We start from the raw sequence: 3,914 nt of genomic DNA, 5'->3' as shown, positions 1-3,914 counted from the left end.
GGATGCGCAGGTCCTGCAGTCCACGGGTGGCGGTTGGGAGAAGACGGGCGTCCGGGCCGGGGTGCTCGGCACCCAGCGCTGACCGTCCTCCTGTCGGTCCTGCACAGCAGGCCCGGCCTGGAGGCCCGTCCACCGTCGCGCGCTCGGCCGCCGTCCGGCAGGTGGCCGGGACCACGATCGTCGGGTGAGCCAGCCCAGCACCGCACGCCCGTCCGACACCGCGCCGCCGTCGGACGCGTCCCCGCCGGACGCCACCCCGCCCGCCGTTCCCCCGCCCGCCGTTCCCCTCCTGGCGGCGACCGCACCGCCGCACCGGTCCGTCGACGCCGTGCTCGCCGTCGTCGGTCTCTTCCTGCCGGTCGACTGCGCCGGGTGCGGCAGAGCCGACCGTGCCCTGTGCGATGCCTGCCGCCTCCTCGTCGCACAGCGTCCGCCGCGGGTCCGCCTCGTCGCGGGGGTCCGGACCGATGCGGCGTTCGAGTACGAGGGCCTCGTCCGGACGCTCCTGCTCGAGGTCAAGCTGCGGTCCCGCGTCGACCTCGCGCCGCCGCTCGCCCGGCGGTTCGGCGCGCTCGTGCGCCGGGCGCTCGCCGAGGCGCCGGCCGATCCGCTGCTGCTCCGCGTGCCGCCCTCGACCCGGGGTGCGCGGCGGCGTGGCTTCGACCCGGTGGTGCTGTTCCTCCGGCGGGGTCGGGCGCCGGTCGGTCGTGCGCTCGTGCGCTCGCGGGGAGCCCGGTCGTCGGGCCAGAAGGAGCTCGGCGCGACGGACCGCGTGGCCGCCACCGTCGGGACGCTGCGCGCGGACGGTGTCGCCGGGCGGACGGTCGTGCTCGTCGACGACGTCGTGACGACGGGCGTGACGCTGGCCGAGGCCGTGCGCGCCGTCCGGGCCGCGGGCGGCACGGTCGTCCGTTGCGTGACCGTGGCGAGCGTCGAGGACTGAGCGCCGGCAGGTCCGGGGAGGGGGAGCCACGGTGTCTCCTGGGTGTCCGGTGGGTGTCCATCGGGGAACGCGGAGATGTCGTGACACGTGCACCGGGTCGGGTCTAGCCTCACGACAAGGCGTCAGAGATCGCCGGACGGAGGCGACGCGCCGAAGCGTGGATGGGAGCCGCCACATGGACGTGACGATCACAGGCCGGAACGTCGGGGTCACCGACCGATTCCGGACCTACGTCGAACAGAAGTCCGAGAAGATCGACGCGCTCGCCGACCGGGCCCTCGCCTTCGAGGTGCGGGTCAGCCGTCACAACGAGAAGAGCGGCGGCAGCGGCGGCGAGGACCGCATCGAGCTGACGCTCATCGGCCCCGGGCCGCTCGTCCGGGCGGAGTCGGCCGCTTCGGACAAGTACGCGGCGTTCGACCTGGCGTTCGCCCGGCTGACCGAACGACTCCGACGCGCACGCGACCGCCGCAAGGTGCACCGCGGACGTCACCGCCCGACCTCCGTCGGTGAGGCCTCGGGCACGGCGTTCGAGCACCTCGGCGTCACCCCTGCGGACGGCAAGCTCCTGCAGACCGTCGCCACCGGAGCGATCCCGACGGTGGAGGCCGACACGCAGGACGAGCCCGAGGACGAGGCGTACTGCCCGGTCGTCATCCGCGAGAAGGTCTTCGAGGCCGCGCCGATGACGGTCGACGACGCGCTGTACCACATGGAGCTCGTCGGGCACGACTTCTACCTCTTCGTCGACTCCGCGACCGGACGGCCGAGCGTGGTCTACCGCCGCAAGGGGTGGGACTACGGCGTCATCGGCATCGAGGACCCCTCGTCCGCCGGTGCCCACGCCGTGAGCGAGCCGGCCGCGGCCCTCGCCTGACCCCGTCGGCATCGCCGACGCGACGCCTGTGCGCGGCCCGTTCGCGGGCCGCGCACAGCCGCGTCGCTCCCAGCGTCGGTCGTCGCGGGGTTGCTAGCATGACTGGCTGATCGCATCGCGCAGACGGCGCGAGACGACCTCGTAAGGAGCTCACGTGGCAAACGTGCTGGAGAAGGTCCTCCGCATCGGCGAAGGACGAACCCTCCGCCGCCTGAAGGCCTACGCCTCGGCGATCAACGACCTGGAAGACGACTTCGCGTCCCTCACCGACGAGGAACTCCAGGACGAGACCAAGGAGCTGCGCGAGCGGTACGCCAACGGCGAGACCCTCGACGACCTGCTGCCCGAGGCGTTCGCCGCGGTGCGCGAAGCCTCGAAGCGTACCCTCGGCATGCGGCACTTCGACGTGCAGCTCATGGGCGGCGCGGCCCTCCACCTCGGCAACATCGCCGAGATGAAGACCGGTGAGGGCAAGACCCTCGTCGCGACCACCGCGGCCTACCTCAACGCGATCCCGTCGCGCGGCGTCCACGTCATCACGGTGAACGACTTCCTCGCGTCGTACCAGTCCGAGCTCATGGGCCGCGTGTTCCGCGCGCTCGGCATGACCACCGGCTGCATCATCGCGAACCAGTCGCCGGCGGAGCGTCGCGAGCAGTACGCCGCCGACATCACGTACGGCACGAACAACGAGTTCGGCTTCGACTACCTGCGCGACAACATGGCGTGGCAGGCGTCCGACATGGTGCAGCGCGGTCACTACTTCGCCATCGTGGACGAGGTCGACTCGATCCTCATCGACGAGGCCCGCACGCCGCTCATCATCTCCGGGCCGTCCTCGGGCGAGGCCAACCGCTGGTTCACCGAGTTCGCCTCGATCGCCAAGCGCCTCACCCCGGGTGAGGACTACGAGGTCGACGAGAAGAAGCGCACCGTCGGCGTGCTCGAACCCGGCATCGAGAAGGTCGAGGACTACCTCGGCATCGACAACCTCTACGAGTCGGCGAACACCCCGCTGATCTCGTTCCTCAACAACTCGATCAAGGCCGTCTCGTTGTTCAAGCGCGACAAGGACTACGTCGTCATGAACGGCGAGGTGCTCATCGTCGACGAGCACACCGGCCGCATCCTCATGGGCCGTCGCTACAACGAGGGCATCCACCAGGCGATCGAGGCGAAGGAGGGCGTCGAGGTCAAGGCCGAGAACCAGACCCTCGCCACCGTCACGCTCCAGAACTACTTCCGCCTGTACCAGAAGCTCTCGGGCATGACGGGCACCGCGGAGACCGAAGCGGCCGAGTTCATGTCGACGTACAAGCTCGGCGTGGTCCCGATCCCGACGAACCGTCCGATGCAGCGCATCGACCAGACCGACCTCGTCTACAAGAACGAGAAGGCGAAGTTCGAGCAGGTCGCCGAGGACATCGCGGAGCGGCACGAGAAGGGCCAGCCCGTCCTCGTCGGCACCACCAGCGTCGAGAAGTCCGAGTACCTGTCGAAGCTCCTCGCGAAGAAGGGCGTCAAGCACGAGGTACTCAACGCGAAGAACCACGCCCGCGAGGCCGCGATCGTCGCGCAGGCCGGTCGACTCGGCGCTGTGACGGTCGCCACGAACATGGCCGGCCGCGGCACCGACATCATGCTCGGCGGCAACTCCGAGTTCCTCGCCGTGCAGGAGATGCACGCGAAGGGTCTGTCCCCGACGGAGACGCCGGAGGAGTACGAGGCCGCGTGGGACGACGTGTTCGACCGCGTCAAGGCGGAGATCAAGGACGAGGCCGAGAAGGTGCGCGAGGCCGGTGGCCTCTACGTCCTCGGCACCGAGCGCCACGAGTCGCGCCGCATCGACAACCAGCTGCGCGGTCGTTCGGGTCGTCAGGGCGACCCGGGCGAGAGCCGGTTCTACCTGTCGCTCACCGACGACCTCATGCGCCTGTTCAACTCGGGTGCTGCCGAGAGCCTCATGGGGCGCTCGAACGTCCCCGACGACCTCGCCATCGAGAACAAGCTCGTCGGTCGGGCCATCCGGTCGGCTCAGGCGCAGGTCGAGAGCCGGAACGCCGAGATCCGGAAGAACGTCCTGAAGTACGACGA

General features: G+C 70.3%; 3 protein-coding genes. All 3 read left to right on the top strand.

Annotated elements, in window-relative coordinates:
* The first annotated feature begins 184 nt into the window (after positions 1-184).
* A complete protein-coding gene (locus I59_RS12960) occupies positions 185-943 on the top strand; it encodes a ComF family protein (protein WP_022904231.1) in 759 nt (252 codons plus the stop codon).
* A 175-nt stretch (positions 944-1,118) separates the two neighbouring features.
* Complete coding sequence (hpf, locus tag I59_RS12955; protein WP_022904230.1) at positions 1,119-1,820, top strand: ribosome hibernation-promoting factor, HPF/YfiA family; 702 nt, start codon at positions 1,119-1,121, stop codon at positions 1,818-1,820.
* A 154-nt stretch (positions 1,821-1,974) separates the two neighbouring features.
* On the top strand, positions 1,975-3,914 hold a 1,940-nt coding region (gene secA / locus I59_RS12950), incomplete at its 3' end, for a preprotein translocase subunit SecA (protein ID WP_031273775.1).

This window comes from Curtobacterium sp. B8, from assembly GCF_000333315.1.
In the GTDB taxonomy this organism is placed as follows: domain Bacteria; phylum Actinomycetota; class Actinomycetes; order Actinomycetales; family Microbacteriaceae; genus Curtobacterium; species Curtobacterium luteum.
This window is presented reverse-complemented; position numbering and strand designations above follow the sequence as displayed.